General features: G+C 64.6%; 18 protein-coding genes and 1 pseudogene. 6 read left to right on the top strand and 13 right to left on the bottom strand.

Annotation, left to right across the window (positions count from 1 at the left end; all coding sequences use genetic code 11):
- Positions 1–4 precede the first annotated feature (4 nt).
- Positions 5–1357, top strand: coding sequence for a TRAP transporter large permease (locus tag ACTRWB_RS18005; protein WP_048249031.1), 1353 nt, complete (start codon positions 5–7; stop codon positions 1355–1357).
- Between the two features lie 117 nt (positions 1358–1474).
- Here the strand turns inward: ACTRWB_RS18005 and ACTRWB_RS18000 are convergent, their stop codons facing one another.
- Both ACTRWB_RS18000 and ACTRWB_RS17995 read right to left on the bottom strand, forming a co-directional pair.
- Complete coding sequence (locus tag ACTRWB_RS18000; protein WP_446902727.1) at positions 1475–2413, bottom strand: LysR substrate-binding domain-containing protein; 939 nt, start codon at positions 2411–2413, stop codon at positions 1475–1477.
- A complete protein-coding gene (locus ACTRWB_RS17995) occupies positions 2385–2597 on the bottom strand; it encodes a hypothetical protein (RefSeq protein WP_446902726.1) in 213 nt (70 codons plus the stop codon). Before ACTRWB_RS17995 ends, ACTRWB_RS18000 begins: the two co-directional genes overlap by 29 nt.
- A 1-nt stretch (position 2598) precedes the next feature.
- Here ACTRWB_RS17995 and ACTRWB_RS17990 point away from each other — a divergent pair, with 1 nt between their 5' ends.
- Positions 2599–3186 carry a glutathione S-transferase family protein gene (locus ACTRWB_RS17990; RefSeq protein ID WP_446902725.1) on the top strand — a complete coding sequence of 196 codons (588 nt, stop codon included), beginning with the start codon at positions 2599–2601 and terminating at the stop codon, positions 3184–3186.
- 49 nt (positions 3187–3235) lie between these two features.
- Positions 3236–3601 (top strand): nuclear transport factor 2 family protein, encoded by a 366-nt coding sequence (locus ACTRWB_RS17985; protein WP_446902724.1) that lies wholly within the window; start codon positions 3236–3238, stop codon positions 3599–3601.
- A gap of 58 nt (positions 3602–3659) precedes the next feature.
- Here the strand turns inward: ACTRWB_RS17985 and ACTRWB_RS17980 are convergent, their stop codons facing one another.
- From ACTRWB_RS17980 to ACTRWB_RS17960, 5 genes and pseudogenes are all read right to left on the bottom strand, one after another.
- Entirely contained in the window at positions 3660–6038 is a 2379-nt protein-coding gene (locus tag ACTRWB_RS17980) for an LPS-assembly protein LptD (protein ID WP_446902723.1), read from the bottom strand.
- Positions 6022–8244 (bottom strand): annotated as a pseudogene (gene bamA, locus ACTRWB_RS17975) (outer membrane protein assembly factor BamA); the annotation flags it as partial. The gene ACTRWB_RS17980 and the pseudogene bamA, both read right to left, overlap by 17 nt.
- A gap of 125 nt (positions 8245–8369) precedes the next feature.
- Entirely contained in the window at positions 8370–8717 is a 348-nt protein-coding gene (locus tag ACTRWB_RS17970) for a hypothetical protein (RefSeq protein WP_446902722.1), read from the bottom strand.
- A gap of 137 nt (positions 8718–8854) precedes the next feature.
- The gene (locus tag ACTRWB_RS17965; RefSeq protein WP_446902721.1) at positions 8855–9244 is read right to left on the bottom strand and encodes a hypothetical protein; all 390 of its coding nucleotides are present in this window, start codon (positions 9242–9244) and stop codon (positions 8855–8857) included.
- Between the two features lie 381 nt (positions 9245–9625).
- A complete protein-coding gene (locus ACTRWB_RS17960) occupies positions 9626–10792 on the bottom strand; it encodes a porin (RefSeq protein WP_446902720.1) in 1167 nt (388 codons plus the stop codon).
- 450 nt (positions 10793–11242) lie between these two features.
- On the opposite strand from ACTRWB_RS17960, the gene ACTRWB_RS17955 reads away from it, so the two are divergent.
- Positions 11243–12487 (top strand): hypothetical protein, encoded by a 1245-nt coding sequence (locus ACTRWB_RS17955; RefSeq protein ID WP_446902719.1) that lies wholly within the window; start codon positions 11243–11245, stop codon positions 12485–12487.
- A 41-nt stretch (positions 12488–12528) separates the two neighbouring features.
- Here ACTRWB_RS17955 and ACTRWB_RS17950 read toward each other — a convergent pair whose 3' ends face one another.
- The 4 genes from ACTRWB_RS17950 to ACTRWB_RS17935 form a co-directional block, all read right to left on the bottom strand.
- Positions 12529–14058, bottom strand: coding sequence for an amidase (locus tag ACTRWB_RS17950; protein WP_446902771.1), 1530 nt, complete (start codon positions 14056–14058; stop codon positions 12529–12531).
- 89 nt (positions 14059–14147) lie between these two features.
- Positions 14148–15110: a LysR family transcriptional regulator gene (locus tag ACTRWB_RS17945; protein WP_193102520.1), complete on the bottom strand. Its 963-nt coding sequence runs from the start codon at positions 15108–15110 to the stop codon at positions 14148–14150.
- A 25-nt stretch (positions 15111–15135) separates the two neighbouring features.
- Positions 15136–16371 (bottom strand): MFS transporter, encoded by a 1236-nt coding sequence (locus ACTRWB_RS17940; protein ID WP_446902718.1) that lies wholly within the window; start codon positions 16369–16371, stop codon positions 15136–15138.
- Positions 16372–16742: 371 nt separating this feature from the next.
- Positions 16743–17348: a TetR/AcrR family transcriptional regulator gene (locus ACTRWB_RS17935; RefSeq protein ID WP_446902717.1), complete on the bottom strand. Its 606-nt coding sequence runs from the start codon at positions 17346–17348 to the stop codon at positions 16743–16745.
- A gap of 130 nt (positions 17349–17478) precedes the next feature.
- On the opposite strand from ACTRWB_RS17935, the gene ACTRWB_RS17930 reads away from it, so the two are divergent.
- Positions 17479–18402 carry an NAD-dependent epimerase/dehydratase family protein gene (locus ACTRWB_RS17930; protein WP_446902716.1) on the top strand — a complete coding sequence of 308 codons (924 nt, stop codon included), beginning with the start codon at positions 17479–17481 and terminating at the stop codon, positions 18400–18402.
- Positions 18403–18404: 2 nt separating this feature from the next.
- Complete coding sequence (locus ACTRWB_RS17925; RefSeq protein ID WP_446902715.1) at positions 18405–18749, top strand: DoxX family protein; 345 nt, start codon at positions 18405–18407, stop codon at positions 18747–18749.
- Between the two features lie 211 nt (positions 18750–18960).
- Here ACTRWB_RS17925 and ACTRWB_RS17920 read toward each other — a convergent pair whose 3' ends face one another.
- Together ACTRWB_RS17920 and ACTRWB_RS17915 are read right to left on the bottom strand one after the other, a co-directional pair.
- Positions 18961–19287, bottom strand: a complete 327-nt coding sequence (locus tag ACTRWB_RS17920; RefSeq protein WP_446902714.1) for a hypothetical protein — start codon at positions 19285–19287, stop codon at positions 18961–18963.
- A gap of 299 nt (positions 19288–19586) precedes the next feature.
- Complete coding sequence (locus ACTRWB_RS17915) at positions 19587–19844, bottom strand: DUF4148 domain-containing protein (protein WP_193102524.1); 258 nt, start codon at positions 19842–19844, stop codon at positions 19587–19589.
- Positions 19845–19961: the final 117 nt, after the last annotated feature.

The following is a 19961-nucleotide window of genomic DNA, read 5'->3' as shown; positions in this document are numbered from 1 at the left end:
CGCCATGGAACTCGCGATCCTGTCCGTCAGTTTTCTGATTTTTCTCGTGCTCGGCGTGCCCGTGTCGTTCGCGCTCGGGATAGCCTGCGTGCTGACCTATATGGTCGAAGGCCTGCCGATCGCGACCGCGATGCAGGCGATGGTCTCCGGGATGAACGCATTCTCGTTCCTCGCGGTGCCGTTCTTCATCTTCTCCGGCGAGCTGATGCTGCATGGCGGCATCGCGGACCGGATCCTGCGCTTCGCGCAGGCGACCGTCGGCCATTTCCGCGGCGGCCTCGGGATGGCGAACGTCGTCGCCTGTACGCTGTTCGGCGGCGTGTCGGGTTCGCCGACCGCCGATACGTCGGCGATGGGCGGCGTGGTGATCCCGCTGATGAAGCGCGAAGGCTACAGCGCCGCGTACGCGGTCAACGTGACGACGCATGCATCGCTCGCCGGCGCGCTGATGCCGACGTCGACCAACATGATCATCTACGCGTTCGCCGCGCAGGGGATCACGGGGATGCTGCACGGCCAGCCGGTGAGCGGCGTGTCGATCGGCGACCTGCTGTTCTCGGGGCTGCTGCCGGTGTTGTGGGTGATGGGCTTCGTGCTTGCCGCCGCGTACTGGCAGGCCGTGCGTCACGGTTATCCGCGCCGCGAAGACGGCTCGTCCGCGCTGCCCGCGTTTCCCGGCTGGTATGCGGTGCTGCGCAGCTTCGTCGGCGCGGTGCCCGGGCTGATGGTGATCGCGATCATCCTCGTGTGCGTCGCGAAGGGGATTGCGACCGCGACGGAAGCGGCCGCGATCGCCGTCGTCTACTCGCTCGTGTTGACCGCGATCGTCTACCGGACGCTGACGGTCGCGAAGCTGCGCCGCGCGCTGTCGCATGCGGCACGCACGACGGGTGTCGTGCTGCTGCTGATCGCGGTGTCCAACATGCTGCGCTTCCAGATGTCGTACCTGGAGATTCCGGATGCGATCGAAGGGCTGCTGAAGCAGTCGACCGCCGCGCCGTGGCTGATGCTGCTGTACATCAACATCATCCAGGTGTTCCTCGGCACGTTCGTCGACATGGCCGCGCACATCCTGATCACGACGCCGCTGTTCCTGCCGATCGCGATGGCGTGCGGCGTCGGGCCGGTGCAGTTCGGGATCATGCTGCTGCTGAACTGCTCGCTCGGCCTCGTGCACCCGCCGATCGGATCGGTGCAGTTCGTCGGATGCGCGATCGGCAACGTGTCGATCGGCGAGACCACGAAGATGGCGTGGCCGTATTACCTCGCGATCTTCAGTGCGATCAATATCGTCACGTACCTGCCGTTCTTCTCGACCTGGCTGCCGAGCGTCATCAGCGGGCACGCGGTGTTCTGATCGCGCGCTTCGCCCGTCGCGGCGCCGGACGACTCAGGTTGTCCGGCGCCGTTTTTGTATTTGCGGTTCCGTTCGATCGACCTGCGGACGCATGAACGCGAACACGGTGCGGCGGCGCTACGCGCGTTCGTCGAGCGGCGGCGCACGCCACTCGGCCGTCGCCAGCCTCGCGATAAAGAAATCTGCGAGCGCGCTGACCTTGGCCGGTCGTGCGCGCGCAGATGGCGTGACGAAGTACAGGCCGCCTTCGGGCAGGCGCCAGTCGGTCAGGATCGGTTCAAGCTGCCGGTCCGCGAAATACGGCGTCGCGGCGAACTCGGGCAACTCGGTGATCGCCAGCCCCGCGAGCACCGTCGGCAGCAACACTTCCACGCTGGTGCCGCGCAACATCCCGCCGGGCGTGACCGCGCACGTTTCGCCGTCCTGGCGCGTGAAGCGCCACACGTCGCGCTGGTTTCGGTTTGCGTATGTCAGGCACGGATGGGCGCCGAGCTCCTGCGGATGCCGCGGGCGGCCGTGGCGCGACAGATAAGCCGGCGACGCGACGACGAAGCGGCGAACCGGTGCAATGAGCCGCGCGACGAGCGATGAGTCTTCGAGGATCGCGATACGCAGTGCGGCGTCGAAGCCTTCGCCGATCAGGTCGGAGTGCGTATCGGTGAGGTGCAGGTCGACGGAGATATCCGGATAGATCTCGAAGAATTCGGGCAGCAGCGGCGCAACCCAGCGCGCGCCGAACGACAGCGGCGCGGCCAGCTTGACGAGGCCGCGCGGCCGGCTCGACGTTTCGCGCGCGAAATCCTCGGTGTCTTCCGCATCGGCATAGAGCTTCGCCGCCCGCTCGATCAGCGTATGGCCGTAATCCGTGAGCGCGAGCCGTCGCGACGTGCGGTTGAACAGGCGCCCGCCGAGCCGCTCCTCGAGGCGCGTCACGGCGCGCGAAACCGTCGCGACCGACACGCCCATCGCCGCCGCGGCAGCGGCGAACGAGCCTTCCTCGGCGACCTTCGCGAACATCGCGAAACCTTCAAAATCCGGCAGTTTCGACGTCGACATATTTGCAATGATGGTTTGCAATCGTTTCTATTTCGAAAAATAGCACGGCGCCATACATTTGTCTCACCGCAACACAGAGATGAATCATGGAACCCAAACTCGAAAGAAAGAATGCCGTCGCCGCCGGCAAGCCCGATTCGGCCACGCTGGAAGTTTTCGCATTCGCGACGCCCAACAGCGTCAAGGTGCCTATCGCGCTGGAAGAGATGGGGGTCGACTATCGGCTCGTGCCCGTCGACCTCCGCCGGGGCGAGCACAAGACCGACGCGTTCAGGGCGATGAATCCGCACGCCAAGGTGCCGGTGCTCGTCGACCGCTCGGCTCATGACGATGGCGACATCGTGCTGAGCGAGTCGGCCGCGATCCTGGTGTATCTGGCGGAGAAGACCGGGCAACTGCTGCCCAGCGACGGTCCGCAACGCGGCAAGGTGTTCGAACAGCTGTTTTTCCACGCGTCAGGGCTGAGCCCGGCTTTCCTGCAGGCCTTCCGGGTGGCGATTCAGGCGTCGCCGGAACCGGACGCGAAAGCGCGGGCGCTGGCGGAGGTGGATCGGACGCTGGGCGTACTCGAGCATGTGCTCGAACGCAGCCGATACGTGGCCGGCGATGCATACAGCATCGCGGACATCGCGCACTTCGGATGGATGTGGCGCCATCAGGCGATCGGCGCGTCGCTCGACCGCTTTCCGGCCGTCGCACGCTGGTACGACGAAATCGCCGCGCGCCCGGCGGTCGTCACTGCCGTCGATAAAACCCTGGCACTCGCGCGGTAACGCGAGGGCATGCGCTGACTATTTACGTCACTTGATCAGGAGAACGAAAATGAATGACCGTATCCATGAACTGCTCGACCGCAATCTGCAGGAAGTGTTCGGCGAGGGCGATGCGACGCGCCGACGCGCCGCGATCGAAGCGCTTTACACCGACGACTGTGTGCTCTACGTGCCGCCCGGCACGTTCGTCGGGCACGACGCGCTCGACAAGTTTGCGGGCGATTTGCGCGCGACGCATCCGCATTTCGTCTACACGCCGCATGGCAAGCCGCAGGCACTCCATAACGCAGGCCGCATCGCGTGGGGTTCCGGGCCGCGCGGCGAAGCGCCCGAATATACGGGCGAGGACGTGATCATCGTGCGCGACGGGAAGATTGCCGCGCTCTATGTGTTCCTCGATTCGGAGCCGTCGTAGGCGTGCGGTGCGCGCGTGGTTTCTTCGCCAAGTCGGATGAATCGCACTTCGAGGCGGCTTACGGATAATCCGTGAACCGCGAGGTCGGCGCCGGCAGCGTCGGCGTCGAATAACCGGGCACGTTCGCGCGGAATTGCTGCAGCAGCCCGTTGTCGATGCGGCTCAGCCCGTTGAGCTGCAACTGCATCAGCACGCGGGTTCCGGTGGTCGGCGACGTGGTGCCGTTGTAGTTGGTGTACTTCTGGAGCGCGATGCTGACGGCCCAGCAGTCGGCCGCGTACTGGAACCCGAGCAGCCCGCTGACCAGCCGGTGCGCGGTCAGGTCGTAGTCGACCGAGCCGACGCCCGACAACGCATGCGTCAGCGGCCATTGCGCGGACAGCAGCACCTGGTTCTCGGGCTCGTCGTCGAGGGTCGCGTTCGCACGGGCGTACAGGTACGCGAGATTGATCACCTTGCCGGCGGTCGGCTTCCAGTCGATGCCGGCCGTGGCCTGGGTCAGTTCGCTGCTCGACTGGTTGTATTCGACGGCCTGCTGCAGCTCGAGGCCGGTGCCGAGATGGAACGCGGCGCCCGCGATCACGTCGGACGGACCGACCGTCGGCGGCGTGTCGCCCGGCATCGTGACCTGCGACGTGCGAAAGTAATATTCCTGCGCGAGCACGAAGCGTGCGAGTTCGGTGCCGCTGCCGGCACCGACGAATCGCGTGGTGACACCGGCCGTCAAGCGGTTCATGTCGCTGACGCGGTCGCCGCCGACGAAGCGGTTGCTCGTGAAGATCTCGGCGAGACCGAAGTCGAGCGGCGCGGTGTCGAACGCCGGCGCGAAGGTCTGGTTGCGGTACGGCGTATAGACGTAGTACAGCCGCGGTTCGAGCGTCTGGATCATGTCGATGCCGAACAATCGAACCGCGCGCTCGAACGTGGCGCCCATGTCGAGGCTCGCGGTCGGCACGTTGACAGTGAAATTCTTCGGTTGCCCGGCCGGCGCGTCGCTGCCGATCGACGTGAGGTCGTACGACGCCGCATGCCACTGGAGCTTCGGCGTCACGTACCAGCCGGGCGTCACGACCGGGTAGCTGACCGAGGTGTCGACCGTCAGCCGGTTGCCTTCGGTCGAATCGGCGGTCGGGATCGTGAAGCGCGTCGCGTTCACGTCGGCGCTGAAATCGAAGCCGCCGACGTTGTAGCGCGTGTATTTCGCATCGAGTTCCGGTTCGCGGTTGTACGGCGGCGTGGTGGTGAACGACTGCCAGTTCTGCACGCGCGCGAGTACCGACCACGGCCCGTGGTTGTAGGTGACGCCCGCTTCCTGCTGGAACAGCGTCTGCGAACCGACGACGAGCGAGTTCGCGCTCGAGAAGTCCGACGGCACCGATGCGTCGGACACGCGGTTGTAGTTCGCATACGCGGCGAAGCCGTTGCCGAGGTTCTCGCGATGCTGGAACGCGATCGAGTAGCGGTTGGTGTGCGTCGTTGCGTCATCCGGCAGCACGCTGACGGACAGCGAGCCGGAATAGGTCGGGCTCAGGTAGCGGTAGTCGGTCGTCAGCATCGCGCCGCGCTTGGTCATCAGCCGGGGCGTGACCGTCAGGTCGTAGTTGGGCGCGAGGTTGAAATAGATCGGCACCGCGATGTCGTCGCCGTTGGTCGAGCTGACCGCGAACGTGGGCGGCAGGATGCCGCTGTGGCGCTCGCCGTTCAGCGGGAACGACATCCACGGAGACGCGAACACCGGGACGCCCGCGAAAAACAGCACGCCGTCGTGCGCGACGCCTTCGCCGGCGTCGTTGTCGAGATCGAGCCGCGATGCGCTGAGATACCACGCCGGATCCTTCGTGCAGTGACAGGTCGTGTAGGTGCCGTCGTAGACGACCTCGCGCGCGTCGTCGAGCAGGTCGACGCGCGTGCCGGAGCCCGAGCCGCCCGTGAGGTTGAAGCGGTAGTGCGGCGACGTCATCGTGCCTTCGACGCTGTCGAGCTGCAGATGCGCATCGGGGCCGGCGAATGCGTTGCCGTCGTGGACGACCCGCACATGGCCGTACGCGTCGGTCATGTCGGTGTCGACGTCGTAGTGGATCGCATCCGCTTTCACGACCGACGGGCCGCGGCGCAGTTCGGCGTCGCCGTGCAGCGACAGGTCCTGGTCGACGGTGCCGGTGGCCGTCGCGCCGATGCCGAACGTCGTCGCGACCTGGCCGGCCGCGAGCGGATGCTCGACGAGCTGCGACGCGATGCGCAGCCCCCACGCGTCGCCGATCCGGTATGGGTCCGCCGCGGCGTTCAGCAATTGCGCGTCGGCGTCGCGCGGCGCGCAAATCGCGATCGACAGCGCGGCGTCGACGAGCAGTGTGATTGCCGACGCGCGGAGACGGGCGACGAGGCCGCCGCGCGCGGCGTTGCGCGGGCCGGTGGCGGGATCAGAACGACGTGCCAATCTGGAACTGGAACTTCTGATACTGGTCGCCGGTGTGGTGGACGATCGGCAGCGCGTAGTCGATCTTCAGCGGGCCGATCGGCGAGATCCATTCGAGCCCGATGCCGTAGCTGTACCGCAAGCCGTTCGCGCCGACGCTGTTGCCTTCGGTGCCCCATACGTTGCCGCCGTCGACGAACGTGAACACGCGCAGCGTGCGGTCGTAGCCGGTGCCGGGCAGCGGCACGGTCATCTCGACGTTGCCGACCACCATCTTCGAGCCGCCGATCGGGTCGCCGGTCGTTGCGTCGCGCGGGCCGAGCGAACCGGGCTCGTAGCCGCGCACCGAACCGATGCCGCCCGCGAAGTAGTTCTTGAAGATCGGGTAGGGTTGCCCGCCGAGGCCGTTGCCGTAGCCGGCCTGGAAATTCATCCCGAGCACGAGGCCGCGCGCGAACGAGTGGTAGTACTGCGCCTGCACGTCGGTCTTGTAGTACGACACGGTGCCGATCGGCGTGCCGTATTCCGCGTTCGCCTGCAGGAAGTAACCGCGCCCCGGGATCAGCGCGCTGTCGCGCATGTCGCGCGACCAGCCGACCGTGAACGGCGCGACGTTCGACACGCGGCCGAACGTGTTCACGTAGTCGATATAGCTCTGCGGGGTGGTCGAATCGATGTCGAGGCGATCCTGTTCGAGCCCGAGCCCGAAATACACCATGTCGCTTTCGGAGAACGGGATCCCGAACTTCGTGTCCAGGCCGTACGAGATGATCCGGAAGCTGGTGTCGTTCGTGCTCGAGTAATAGAGCGGCTGGGTCGTCTTGTAGTACACGTCGGTGATGCGCTTGATACCGTCGATCGTGAAGTACGGATCGGTTTGCGACACCGTCAGCGTGCGCATCGTCGTCGCGGTGTTCGCATTGACGGCGATCGTCTGGCCGCTGCCGAACACGTTGTCCTGCGACACGCCGGCCGAGATGATCGGCCCTTCGCCGGAACCGTAACCGAGGCCGAGCGAGATCGTGCCGGTCGGCTTCTCGGTGACTTTCACGTGCACGTCGACCTGGTCGGTGGTGCCCTCGACCGGCACGGTCGTGACGTCGACGTCGGTGAAATAGCCGAGGCGGTTGATGCGGTCCTTCGACAGCTTGAGCCGCGACGAATCGAACCACGCATCTTCCATCTGGCGCATTTCACGGCGAATCACCTCGTCGCGCGTGCGCGTGTTGCCGGAAATGTCGACGTGCCGCACGTAGACGCGGCGTCCGGGCGTGACCTGTAGCGTGAGGTCGACCTTGTGATGCTGCTGGTCGATCTGCGGGACCGTATTGATGGTGGCGAACGCGTAACCATACTCGCCGAGCTTGTCGATCAGCGCCTGCGTCGTGTCCTTGAGCTTCGCCGCGGAAAAGCGTTCCCCCGCGCGAGTCTCGATGATCCGGTTCAGTTCGGCCTCGCGCCCGAGCAGGTCGCCGGCCAGCCGGATGCCGGAGATCGTGTACGGCTGGCCTTCGTGCAGCGTGATGGTCAGGTCCATGTCCTTGCGGTCCGGGGACAGCGACACCTGGGTCGATTCGAGGTTGAACTCCAGATACCCGCGATCGAGGTAGTACGCGCGGACGGCGTCGAGATCGGTCGCGAGCTTGTCCTTCGAATACAGGTCGTCCTTCGTGTACCAGGAGAACCAGTTCGGCGTCGACAGCTGCATTTCGTCGCGCAGCGTCGCGTCGCTGAATACGTGGTTGCCGAGGAAGGCGACCTGCCGGATCTTCGCGCTCGGCCCTTCGATGACGGAGAACAGCAGCCCCACGCGGTTGCGGTCGATGGGGCTCACGGTGGTCGTCACCTCGGCTGCGTAGTAGCCGCGCGTCAGGTACTGCCGCTTGAGCTCCTGCTCGGCCTTGCTGACGAGCGACGGATCGTACGCGTGCCCGGACACCAGGCCGACCGCTTTCATCGCCTTCTCGATCGCGTCCTTGTCGAACTCGTGGAGGCCCGCGAAATCGATCGTGCCGATCACCGAGCGTTCGGCGACGTTCACGATCACGACGTTGCCTTCCGTCGCGATCCGCACGTCGTTGAAGAACCCGATCGCGTAAAGCGCACGGATCGCGGCCGATGCCTTGTCGTCGGTGAAGGTGTCGCCGATCTTGAACGGCAGATAGGAAAACACGGTGCCGGGCTCGATGCGCGTCAGACCCTCGACGCGGATGTCCTGGATCGCGAAACCGGTCGACGCCGGTGTGTCGGGCGCGGTTTGCGCGGCCTGCGCCGGTTGCGCGTGGACCGGGAATGCGACTGGCGTGAGCCAGCAAAGCCGGGCGAGCCAGCCTAAGCTCTTCGAACGCGTCTTCACTGCCAGTCGATCCCGTCGTCGAGCGCGTGAACGCGATGTTCGGCGTCGTTCTGTGCATCGCGCACGAGCAGGCGCGATACGGTATCGACATGCGATTCGGCCAGCTGATGCACGGCCGCGTAACCGTTGCCGCAGACGGCATTCAGCGACAGCCCGGGTGCATAGCGGCCGGTGAGCCGGCAGCGGAAGATCGGACGCGCGTCGAATGCGGGCGCGGTGCCGGCCGCGGACACGGCCGGCCGCGAGTCGATCGGCAGCAGAAACCAGGTACGGGCGCCGAGATCCGACAACGCATAGGCGGACGGGCGCCGGACGAGCGCGGTGGTCGAGGAGGGGATTCGCATGATGGGCATGTCCTGACAGAAAGGAACGGAAAGCCACGATCCTGGCCGGTATCGGCGGATCGTGATGATTCGCATAGCGAATTAAATGGGATCGGGTTCGGCGGTCTGGCGCGACAGCGATCAGTGCCGATCGCGCATCAGTTCAGCATCGCGTGGTTGACCGGTGCGGTCATTTCCGGCGGCGACGCAAGCGCTTCGACGAGGTTGGTCAGGTTGACGGACGGCAGCGCGAACGCGATCCAGCCCATCCCGACGTGACGGATCGACAGCACCGCGCCGTCGTAGTCGGCGAGCCGGTCGACACGCCAGCACGGGTCGATCTGCAGCGGATACTGGCCTTCCGGCGGTTCGACCGGATGCGTCGGCTGCATCGCGGCCCGTGCGGTCGCGAGCTGCAGGATCATCTGGTCGATGTCGTGAACGCCGAGTATGGACGTCTGGCCGTCGATCGTGAATCGGATCACTGGATACCCTGATTCGGTGGAGACTTCCATGCGCATCGTGTGATACATGATCGGGCCTTTCACTTTCGCTGTCGGGGAGGACGGCCGCTATCGGCGTGGCCGGTATGCGGTGTGACGGAAGCATAGGTCACGCGATCGTCAAATAAATTTCAAGATTGTTTCGTCATATTCAGGAGTCCGTGAATGACGTGTTGTAAGCGGAATGAATTGGATCTCGTGCAAGAGTGGCTGTCTATTATTGAGATATTCGATGACGCTGACAGCGGGCAATGGGCGCGATCGGTAATCGATGCTGCGTGATGACGTGTGACGCGCCATCGTTTGCCGGGTTTTCGCATCGGGGAGCGCATTTCAGCGCGTTGGAAGGCCGCAATATTTCAAACGATTGCGGCGAAAAACGGTCGTGCGCCGGCCGTCGCGAACGACGGCCGGTGCCGCTTGCGATCAGAACCGGTGGCGGATGCCGAGGCTGACCATGTCCTGGCTGCTCGTGCCGGCGACGCCGTACGAGCCGATCGACGCGTCGGCGCTCGACACGGTGCCATCCGTGTTCAGCTGCGTGCCGGTCGCCTTCTGCCACGCGCCGACGAGATACACGTCGGTCCGCTTCGACAGGCTGTAATCGGCGCCGAGCGACACCTGGTTATAGGATGCGTTGGTATCGCCGCTCGCATGCGTATAGCTGTAGCCGAGGCCGAGCAGCAGCGCCGGCGTGGCCTGGTAGTTGAAATAAGCCTGGCCTGTGTTGAACTTCTCGGTCGACGCGAATGCCGACTGCGCGTCCGCCTTGTACGCCGAATTGCTGTACGCGAGGCCGACCGTGTATGGCCCGGCGATGTAGCGCGCGGCGACGCGTGCAATATTGATCGACTTCGCCGTTGCGTAACCCGAGTTGACCGGGCCGTCGAAGGTGCCGTCCGACGTCGACGACCAGCCGGTGCGCGCGAGCGTCGAATTCGAGTTGTCCGCGACGTAGTAACCGGCGGCCAGCGAGAACGGGCCGTTGTTGTACGAGGCGGCGACCGCCCACGTTTGCCCCGATCCGGTTTGTCCCGCGACGCCGCCGAGCGCGTACATCGTCTCGACCTGCAGCCCGCCGTAGCTCGGCGAAAGGTATTTGATCGCGTTGTTGGTGCGCGAACTGTTGTCGTAATTGTCGACGTCGCCGGCGGTGGCGAACGTGCTGCCGAAATAATTGTCCTCGGTGAGGCCCTGGACCTGGTCGACGAGCGGATCGTACTGACGGCCGAGCGTGACCGTGCCGTATTGATTGCTTTGAAGGCCGACGTAGGCCTGGCGGCCGAACAGCGAGGTCGTGCCGTTGTAGGTGCCCATCTTGCCGTTGTTGACGTTGAAGCCGTTCTCGAGCTGGAAGATCGCCTTCAGCCCGCCGCCGAGATCCTCGCTGCCCATCAGGCCCCAGCGGCTGCCGGACAGGTTGCCCGAGTAAAGGCCGAGCTGGTTGCTGCCGGTGGGCGTGGCGTTGTGCGTGAACTGCAGCGACTCGTCGATGACGCCGTACAGCGTCACCGTGCTCTGTGCGTGCGCGGCGGTGAAGCCGGTCAGCAACGCGAGCGACAACAGCGATTTCCTCAAAATACCTTTCATCATGAACTCTCCTGGCATGTAACGGGACTGCTAGCGTTCCTGCCGAATCGATCGGCCTTCGTCAGGAGCCGCCATTAGGTCACGTCACAATTTTCAGTCCGTTGGGAATCCACAACGACGGGTTTACCGCCGGTTTCGGCGACGCGTTCATGTAATGTGATGGTTGCGTGCGCAATCGATTTGATGCGTTGCAGGGTGAGGTGCGACTCGCCGTGCGAGCCGTGTCGCACGGGGCTGCGTCGGTGGCGGTTGGTCATGCTGCGGCGCGAAGCGATGCACGAGTGCGCATTCGCGCGTCAAATGCCGTAATGAAAATGGTGTGGGGAAAGCGGGCGATGCTCGCGTGCGGCCGGTAAATCACCGTAACCGAGCCCGTAAACCGGGTAATTCCACCGGAACCTACACTGGATCGACGTGATGGACGAACTTCAACGCAACGATCCAATGGCTTCCATGAACTCGACCCAAGCGGTGTTTCTGCATTCCGGATATGGTGCGACCGACGGCTGGCTGTGGTCCTGCCTTCGTGATCTCGATGGCGTGATGGCCTACGATGAGCCGCTGCGCGCGATGGTCGAGTCGATCGACTACGCGCAATATGCCGGCACCGGTTCGGAAGGACCCGCGCCCGGCCGGCGGCCGGCCGCGAGCATTGCCGATACGCTCAGGCAGGACGCGCTCGGCATGTCGCGCGTCGAGATGGCGTTTTCGGCCAACCAGTTCGAAGAGGCGACACCCGAATACGCGGGCGACATTGAATACTTTCTGCGCGAACTGATGGCGCAGGCGTTCGATCGCGGATGCATTCCGGTATTCCGGTTCGGCGAATCGCTCGGACGCCTCGCGTGGATGCGCCGCGCGTTCCCGGACGTCGTTCACATCGTCGTCGCGCGCAATCCGCTCGCGCAGTGGCAGTCGTGCTGCGACCGGCTCGTCGCGCAGCGCGATGCGCACTGCATCGCGCTGCCGTACCTGGCGCTCGCGTGTGGCCGCAGCGTGCCGGCGGTCGAGCGTGTCGTCGTCGGCTTGCGAATCGATCTGCCGGATAATTTTCCGTGCGTCGGCAATCGGCCAGCCGATCACAGCATCGAATTCTTCAAGGCGCACGCGGCATATGTCGGGCCGGCCGCCACCTATCGCGCGTTTCTCGGCTGCTGGCTGCTCGCGATGCGGCATGCGACGACTCACGCGGATGCGATCTTCGATTGCGATCTGGCGATCCGGTCGCATGCGTACCTGAGTGCCGCGGAAGCGTGGATCGCGAACCTGACCGGATTGACGCCGTCGATGCGTGCCGCGCACCGGAACCATGCGGTGCGCAGCCGCACGCTGTCGTGCTCCGACGACGAGGACGTGCATCTCGACGCGATGGAAATCGGCAAGCTGCTCGTGCGCGACGGCAGCGCACCGGTCGATGCGCTCGCGCTGTGGGCGAGCAAGCTGGCCGAGGCGACGCTGGGCGCGCGCGCCGATGCGGATGCCACAGCCGCCTATGCACACATGTGCGTCGATCGGGCGATGCGGATCGTGGATCTCGCCGCGGCCGGCAGCTTCGCCTGCGACACCGTGCTTGCGAGCGAACTCGCGATGATGAAGGCGGCGCTGGGTGGGCTGGCCGAGCAGGGCGCGGAACGACGAGCGGGGCCGTGGTCGCGGTTGACGAGCACCGCGCGCAATTTCCTGGCGGCGCGGCGGTAGACAGCGGCCGCCAGATACGTCGACGATAAGCAGCGCCTCGCTCAGGCCACGGAAGAGGCGACATTGGAAGCCGACACGGCGTCCAGTATCGGCGGATGCGTGACGATCGACTTCAGGTCGACCTGCGATGCGTGCAGCTTCGCGGCATCGGGAATCGGGCGGCGGGTATCGTCGGACGACGCGAAGAGCGTTTCGAACGAACGCGCCGCATCGAGCAGCGCAAGATCGCCCCGGAACGCGCCGATCATTTGCAGCCCGAACGGCATGCCGCGATGATCGACACCGCATGGCAGCGACAGTGCCGGATTCGTCGCGAGCGTCACGACGTATGTGAGCGACAGCCAGCGATAGTAGTTCTCGAGTGCGACACCATTCACCGATTTCAGATACGGCTGCGTCCACGGAAACGGCGAGACGGGCGTCGTCGGCGAAAGAATCACGTCGTAACGGTCGAACAGTGTCTGGAAGCGGCGGAACAAGCGCGTCTGGTCGCCGTGCGCACGCACGCAATCCGCGAGGCCGAGGCCGATACCCATTTCGTAGTTCGCTCGCGGATTCGGGCCGAGCGAATCGGGGTTGGCTTCATACGCCTTTTGCAAGCCCGCGACGAAGGCCTCCGCGCGCAGGACATCGAAGCAGCGATGCGCGCCCTCGAAGTCCACGTCGATCGGATCGCAGACGGCCACCTCGCGGCGCAGAAAGTCGATCTTGCGGCGGAACACGGCGCGGATGTCGTCGTCCACTTCGCATACGCCGAAATCTTCCGTGTAACCGATGCGCAGTTTCGACAGGTCGGTGGGGGCGCGGCCGTCCATCGTCGGACTCATCGCGAACGGATAGCCGAGCGGATCGGTGCTCGACTGGCCGACCGTCGCCGCGAGTTGCAGCCAGGTGTCTTCGACGGTGCGTCCCATCGGCCCGACCACCGCAATCGGCGTCCAGCCAAGCGGCTTGCGATCGCTCGGCACGAGTCCCGGCGAGGTGCGCAAACCGACCACACCGCATTTCGCGGCCGGAATACGCAGCGAGCCGCCGGTGTCCGAACCGCTGGCAAGCGGCACCATGTCGAGCGCGAGCGCGGCCGCCGAGCCACCCGACGAGCCGCCCGCGTTCAGACGCGGATCGAACGGATTGCCCGTCGCGCCCCACACGGGATTGAAGCTGTTCGCACCCGCACCCAGTTCCGGCACGTTGGTCTTGCCGACGACGATCGCACCGGCTGCGCGCAGGCGGCGCACCAGCGTGTTGTCGTGCGCAGGCACATTCGCGCGATAGAGCGGCGAGCCGTACGTCGTCAGCAGGCCTGCGGTCTCTTCGAGATCCTTGATGCCGATGGGCAAGCCATGCAAGGCACCGACGGTATCGCCGCGTGCGAATCCGGCATCCGCAGCCCGCGCTTCGATCCGCGCGCGTTCGAAGCTCGTCGCCGTGATGGCGTTGACATATGGATTGAGTGCTTCGATTCGCGCTATGCAGGCTTCAAGCAATTCGACGGCGGAAATTTCTCGCGACTGCAACAACACACGCAGCTCGACGGCGCTGTAACGGGTCAGTTCGTGACGGTGGTTCATCGGACGGTGTTTTAAGTGACGAGGCAGGGGTCCGCTCAATGTAGACGACGAGAAAAACGGCCGCCAGTGACGATTATCGAACGGTCGGTTCACTTTTGCTCAACGCGTGCGGACGGCGAAATCCCGTTGCTCAGATGCTCGACAAACGATTGCAGCAGCGGCGGGAGTTCACGTCGCGCGAGGGTTTGAATTTCGATGGCACGCTCGCCGGTGGTGAGCTCCGGCACCGGCAACGCGACGAGTTCGCCGGACGCAAGACGTGGGCGCACCACGAGTTCGCCGCAGAACGTGACGGCGTCGCTTGCGAGCGTGAAACCGAGGAGCGTTTCGAGTGTCGCGCTGCGGAGTACGCTCTTGCACGCGACGCCTTCGCGGCTGCAATAGATATCGATCAGCTTGTGCAGCGTCGAATGCACCCCCGGCAACGCGAGCGGGTACGCCAGCAATTCGCGAAACGACACCTGCTCGGCTCGCGCGAGCGGATGAGACGACGCAACGATCGCGAATACGGGCGACGGTGCGGAAAAGCAGATCTGAATGTCCTTGGACGGCCCGAAGCTGAACGTGAGGCCGATATCGCATTCGCCGTCGCGCACGCGCTGCGTGACGTCGGCGGCCGTATCGACGACGACCTCGAACGAGGCCGGCGCGACCGTGCGCCGGAAGTCCGCCATCGCGCGCGGCAGAAAGTGGGCCGCGAATCCTTCCGTGCAGGCGATGCGGATCGTGCGTTCGGCCTCACCGCGCAGTGCGTCGATTTCCAGCGAAATCTGTTCGGCGTCGAGTTGCGAGCGGCGCGCATACGCGGCAAGCATTTCGCCTGCCTTGCTCGGGACCATGCCGCGCGATTGCCGCACGAAGAGCGGCGTACCAAGCTCGTTCTCGAGCCGCGCAATCTGGCGGCTCACCGCGGATGGCACGACATTCAGGCGAGTGGCGGCGTCGGCGACGGAACCGGCGTTGACCACTTCGAGGAAATAACGGACAGCGGCTTCCTGAAGAATACGGGCGCTCATGATGGATCGACGGGAGGACACGCAATGTTCCATCATAACGTCCGGTGGGCGGGCGGCGCGATCAGGCCTCCTCGACAGCGCCGATGCGCGAATCTGCCTCGGGCGACAGCCGGATCGACAGACTGGTGACGAACGCAAATGCCGTTGCCACGATCAGGAAGCCGAATACCGCGTCATAGTTGCCGGTGACTGCGATCAGCAGGCCGATGACCGCCGGCGCGACAAATCCCGCGACCTGTCCGCCGAAGTTCACCATGCCGGTCCCCGTGCCGATGAGCTTTTGCGGCAGGAATTTTGCGGGGAGCGCAAAAACGCCGGCGAAGACGAACGACTTGAAGAAGTAGACGATGGCCTGACAGGTAATCACGCCGGCCACCGTTTCGGCGGTGTACATCGCGTAGAGGAAGAAGCCAGAGATCGCGCAGCACGCGGCCATCAACCATTTTTCGCGGCCGTCGAACCAGCGCGCGAGAATCCAGCCGCCGAGCGCCGTCGAGATGCTTGCCGCCACGAACGGCAGTGGCGTGAGCATGCCGACCGCCCTGAGATCGAGATGTCTTTCGGTCAGCAGATACGCGGGCATCCAGGCATCGAGTCCCTTGTTGACGATGCCCATGCCGAACCAGGTCAGCAGAATCTTCCACATCAGCGGCATCTTGAGGAGCGCGCGCGTCGCCGCGCCGTCGATGCGTGCGGGTCGGCCGGCCGAATCGCGCTTTTGATGCGTGTCCTTCACCGCGAACAGATAGAACAGCGCGAACACGAGACCCACCACACCCGCGACGACAAACGCGTGACGCCAGCCGAGAGTCAGGATGAGAGGGGCGATGGCGAGCGGTGCGATGAAGCTGCCGACATAGTTCGACGACATGAGCAGTGCAAACAGTTTCGGGCGATCTTCCCGCGCACACGATTCGGCCATGCCCTTCATGGCGGCGCCGGGATAACCGCCTTCGCCGAGACCGAAGATGAAGCGGATCGCGATCAGCGAAGCCAGCGACCACGCGAGACCGGTCATCAACGTGAATACCGACCACGACAGGATCGATACGACGATAACCTTCTTGCTGCCCCAGCGATCCGCGAGCCATCCGCCGGGAATCTGCATCGCGGCATAACCGATATAGAACGTGCTCATCACCGCGCCGAGTGCGGCCGCGCCGACGTGGAACTCCTTGCCGATGGCGACGAACGACAGCGCGATCGCCGAGCGATCGATGTACGACAGACAAAAACCGAGGTAGAGCAGCGCGAACACCGCGAGGCTAGCGCGTTTGCTTTCATGGGGGTCGATCATGCCGAGCATCCGCCAACAGAGAGAAGACCGGGCCCGCTTCAGCTGTGCCGTGCAGTCCCACCGCGACTAGTCGAATCGATCGTAAGTAGCTACAAACTGGCCGGCAAGTGACATATTCAGATTCCTCCGTTCGCGAAAAATCACTGAAACGGGCGGCGGGTGGTGGCGGTGTGGGTGCGTTTCACGCACAAGACGAATGCGTGCTTCGCATCAGGTGGACGACGACGCGTTCCGGTGTCTTCACGGTGGCAGAGTCGAATCGGGAGAGCATGCGGCACGGACGGCCGCATCTCGGCTCGGAAGGAAACAAGCGCGTGATGTACGCGTGGTGCTCGCGGCAACACCTGTCCGGCATTGACGTGCGCCGCGCCTTAACGAAGTGCAGCCGCAACCGCCTCGTCGACCTGCAACGCAAAGCGCGCATCGACATCGGGCACCGGGAAGCCAATCGACAGTTCCAGATACGCGTCGCCCAGCACCAGCTGAACGAATGTCGCTGCACGCAATGCAGCCGTCGATTCGTCGAATCTCTTTCGCAGAATTTTCGCGGCGAACGCACGCACGACCTTTAAGCCGTTTTCGTAAAACACCTGGCCGAGTTCCGGGAGACGCTCGGCCTCGGCAACGATGGCCCGGTAAAGCCGCAGGTTATCCGGCGCGATGAGGATCCGGGCCAATGCCCATCCCAGTTCGCGCAACTCGGCTTCGGGCAAGCCAGCGGCTTGCGCGTCCAGCGCGCCGGCAAGCACGCCACCCACCTGAGCGCACATCGAGGTCACCAGACCGACGAAGAGTGCTTCCTTCGACTTGAAGTGACGGTAGACCGTCTGTTTCCCGACGCCCGCGGCCGCGGCGACGTCGTCCATGGTTGCCAGGCCGAAACCCTGGCTTAAGAAAACGGTTTTCGCACCGTCGAGGATGGCGGACCGCTTGCGGCGTTGCAGCGGGCTCAAGTCGGGGACAGAGGAAGTGTTCATGCCCGATAAATAACAGATCATCGAATCGTTGACAAGACTGGCCAGTCTCGTCTACATTTGCCGAAACGATACTGATGAGTCTCGTTTTTGTGACCTGTCGACTTCGCGGGCACTCATCGAGGAAAACACCATGGAACTGTTCATTACAGGCGGTACGGGCTATATCGGGCAAGCGGTCGCGCGCCAGGCAATCCGCCTCGGCCATCAAGTGACGGCGCTGGTGCGCGACGACCGGTCGGCGGCAGCGAGCGCGCTGGCTCGTCTCGGCGTGAAACTGCATACGGGCGACTTGCGTGAGCCGCAGTCCTTTGCCGCGACTGCCGGTGTCGCTGATGGCGTCGTGCACATGGCGTCGACCAACGATGCTTCCGCCGCTGCAGCCGACGCCGCCGCGGTTGACGCGATGCTTGCCCAGTTGCGTCCGGGAGCGGCGTTCGTCTACACATCGGGCATATGGGTCTACGGCAATACGGAGGGTGAGCCGGCCACTGAAGCATCGGCGCTGAACCCGACCCCCCTCGTCGCCTGGCGGCCCGCCGTGGAGCAACGCGTGCAGGCGCTGGCAGCACGCCGTTCGATTGCCGCGGCGATCCTCAGGCCGGCGATGGTTCACGGCTACGGCGGCGGCATCTTCGGCATGCTTGCCGCCATGGTCGGCCAGACCGGCAGCGTGAGCATCGTCGGCGATGGTCGTAATCACTGGCCGGCCGTGCACGTCGACGATCTGGCCACGGCCTATCTGAGCGCGGTGGCGCGGCTGGCAAGCGGGGACGATCGCGTCAACGGACAGATCTTCAACGTGGTCGCGGAAGAGGCCGTGGCGGTTGCCGAAATGGGCGAAGCGATTCGGGCGTCGGTCGGCGCCGACCGCGTCGAATGCTGGCCGCTCGACGACGCTCGCCAATCGCTTGGGCCATTTGCCGACGCACTGGCGCTCGACCAGACGGTCAGCGGCCAGCATGCGCGGCACGTACTTGCGTGGGAACCCCATGGCCCGGGCCTGATTGCGGACCTCTCCGCACGGGCGCATTTTCAGCAACGCAACGGAGCATGACGATGGCGTTCAACCCTGCTTCTGTTGAATCGATTCTCGCGACGATCGCAGCGGTGCTGTTCGCGGTTGCCGGCGTGGTCAATCTCTCAAGACGCGGCGCGGCGAAGCGCGACTTCGCACGCTGGGGTTACCCGGCATGGTTTCAGTTGGTCTGCGGCGCGCTCGAACTGCTCAGTGCGGGACTTCTTGTTGGACATCAAACCAGAGTCCTGGGCCTGATGCTGGCCGGTGCGATCATGATCGGCGCGTTATTCACGTTGCTGCGAAATCGGGAGCCATTCCGGCATATCGCTCCGGCGCTGATCTTCTCGGCGCTCGTCGTGGTGACTGCGGCGATCCGCGGTTGAAGCCTGCTCGCCATCCGTTGTCGAGAGCGACGAGCATCGCTTGCGGGTCGTTATCCGACAGATATCCGCTGGAAATCCATGAAGAACCACAAAAAGGACTGGGGGCAGCGATCGCATCGCCGCCTCTGATCCGCATCCGCCGCGCGGGGCGTGCAGTCGATCAAGTTTCTTTGCGGCAGGCCGGCGTCGGCGTCGGCCGCGCGCCGCGCGCTTACCAGCGGTGATGCGCGGCCCAGTCCTGCCGGCCCCACCAGCGGCGGCCATCCCAGTAGCGGCCGCCATGCCAGCCGAGCGCGATGCCGACGGTGGGTACCATCACGGGCGCGGCCACGACGGCCGGTGCATACGGCGCGTAGGCCACCGGCGGTGCCGGCACGACGACCGGCGGCGGCGCGACATACACGGGGGCCGGTGCGACATAGACGGGCGCGGGCGCCGCAATGCCGAGACCGATCGAAATACCGGCCATCGCCGGCTGTACGGAAAGGCATGCAATCAGCACGCCCGAGCCGAGGACGGCCCATTGTTTCGCATTCATCGTGTCACCTCGTTGCGCTGGGAACGCCTTCAATCTAGTGGAAGGTCGGATGAATGAGAATTACACGGGGGTAACGTCCGATTTCTAAAAATAGCGGAGCCGCGGATAAGGCGATCAAGGGCGGCTTTCACGCACGCGGGTCGATCGTTAAACGGTATTACAGCGGTCGAGACGATACGCTCAAGCGCTTGATTGAAAAGGATTCCGCGGACGCGGTTTTGGCGCGCCGCGGAATATTCGGAAATGTGCGGGGCAGGGCGACATGCGACTGTCAGCCGGCTGTCGGTAATAAGCCGAGATCAATTTCCGGTCGAAGCGGTCGCGACCGGCGCCGCGTCCGGATGCTGGAGCGCGTAAAGCTGGCGGTTGCGCGCGATCTGCGACTGCGACGGCGGGTAGTCGTTCCGGTTCGACGGCAGCAGGCCGTCGGCTTCGGCATCGATCAGTTGCTGGCGCACTTCGGCGCGCGTGATCGGCGCCTGCGTGGACTGGGCGAAGGCCTGCGTGCCGAACGGCAGGCTCAGCGTGGCAACGACGAAAGCAGCGACGAGTTTCATGATGGCTCCTGGGCGGATGAACGAACGGGCGAGTGGGGAGGGGCCCACGTTTCCCATTCTGGTTTCCCGAGCCGTCACCACACTGACCCGCTGATTACAGTTTCGTAATCAAGCCGT

This window comes from Burkholderia sp. YIM B11467 (genome assembly GCF_052952715.1).
This window is presented reverse-complemented; position numbering and strand designations above follow the sequence as displayed.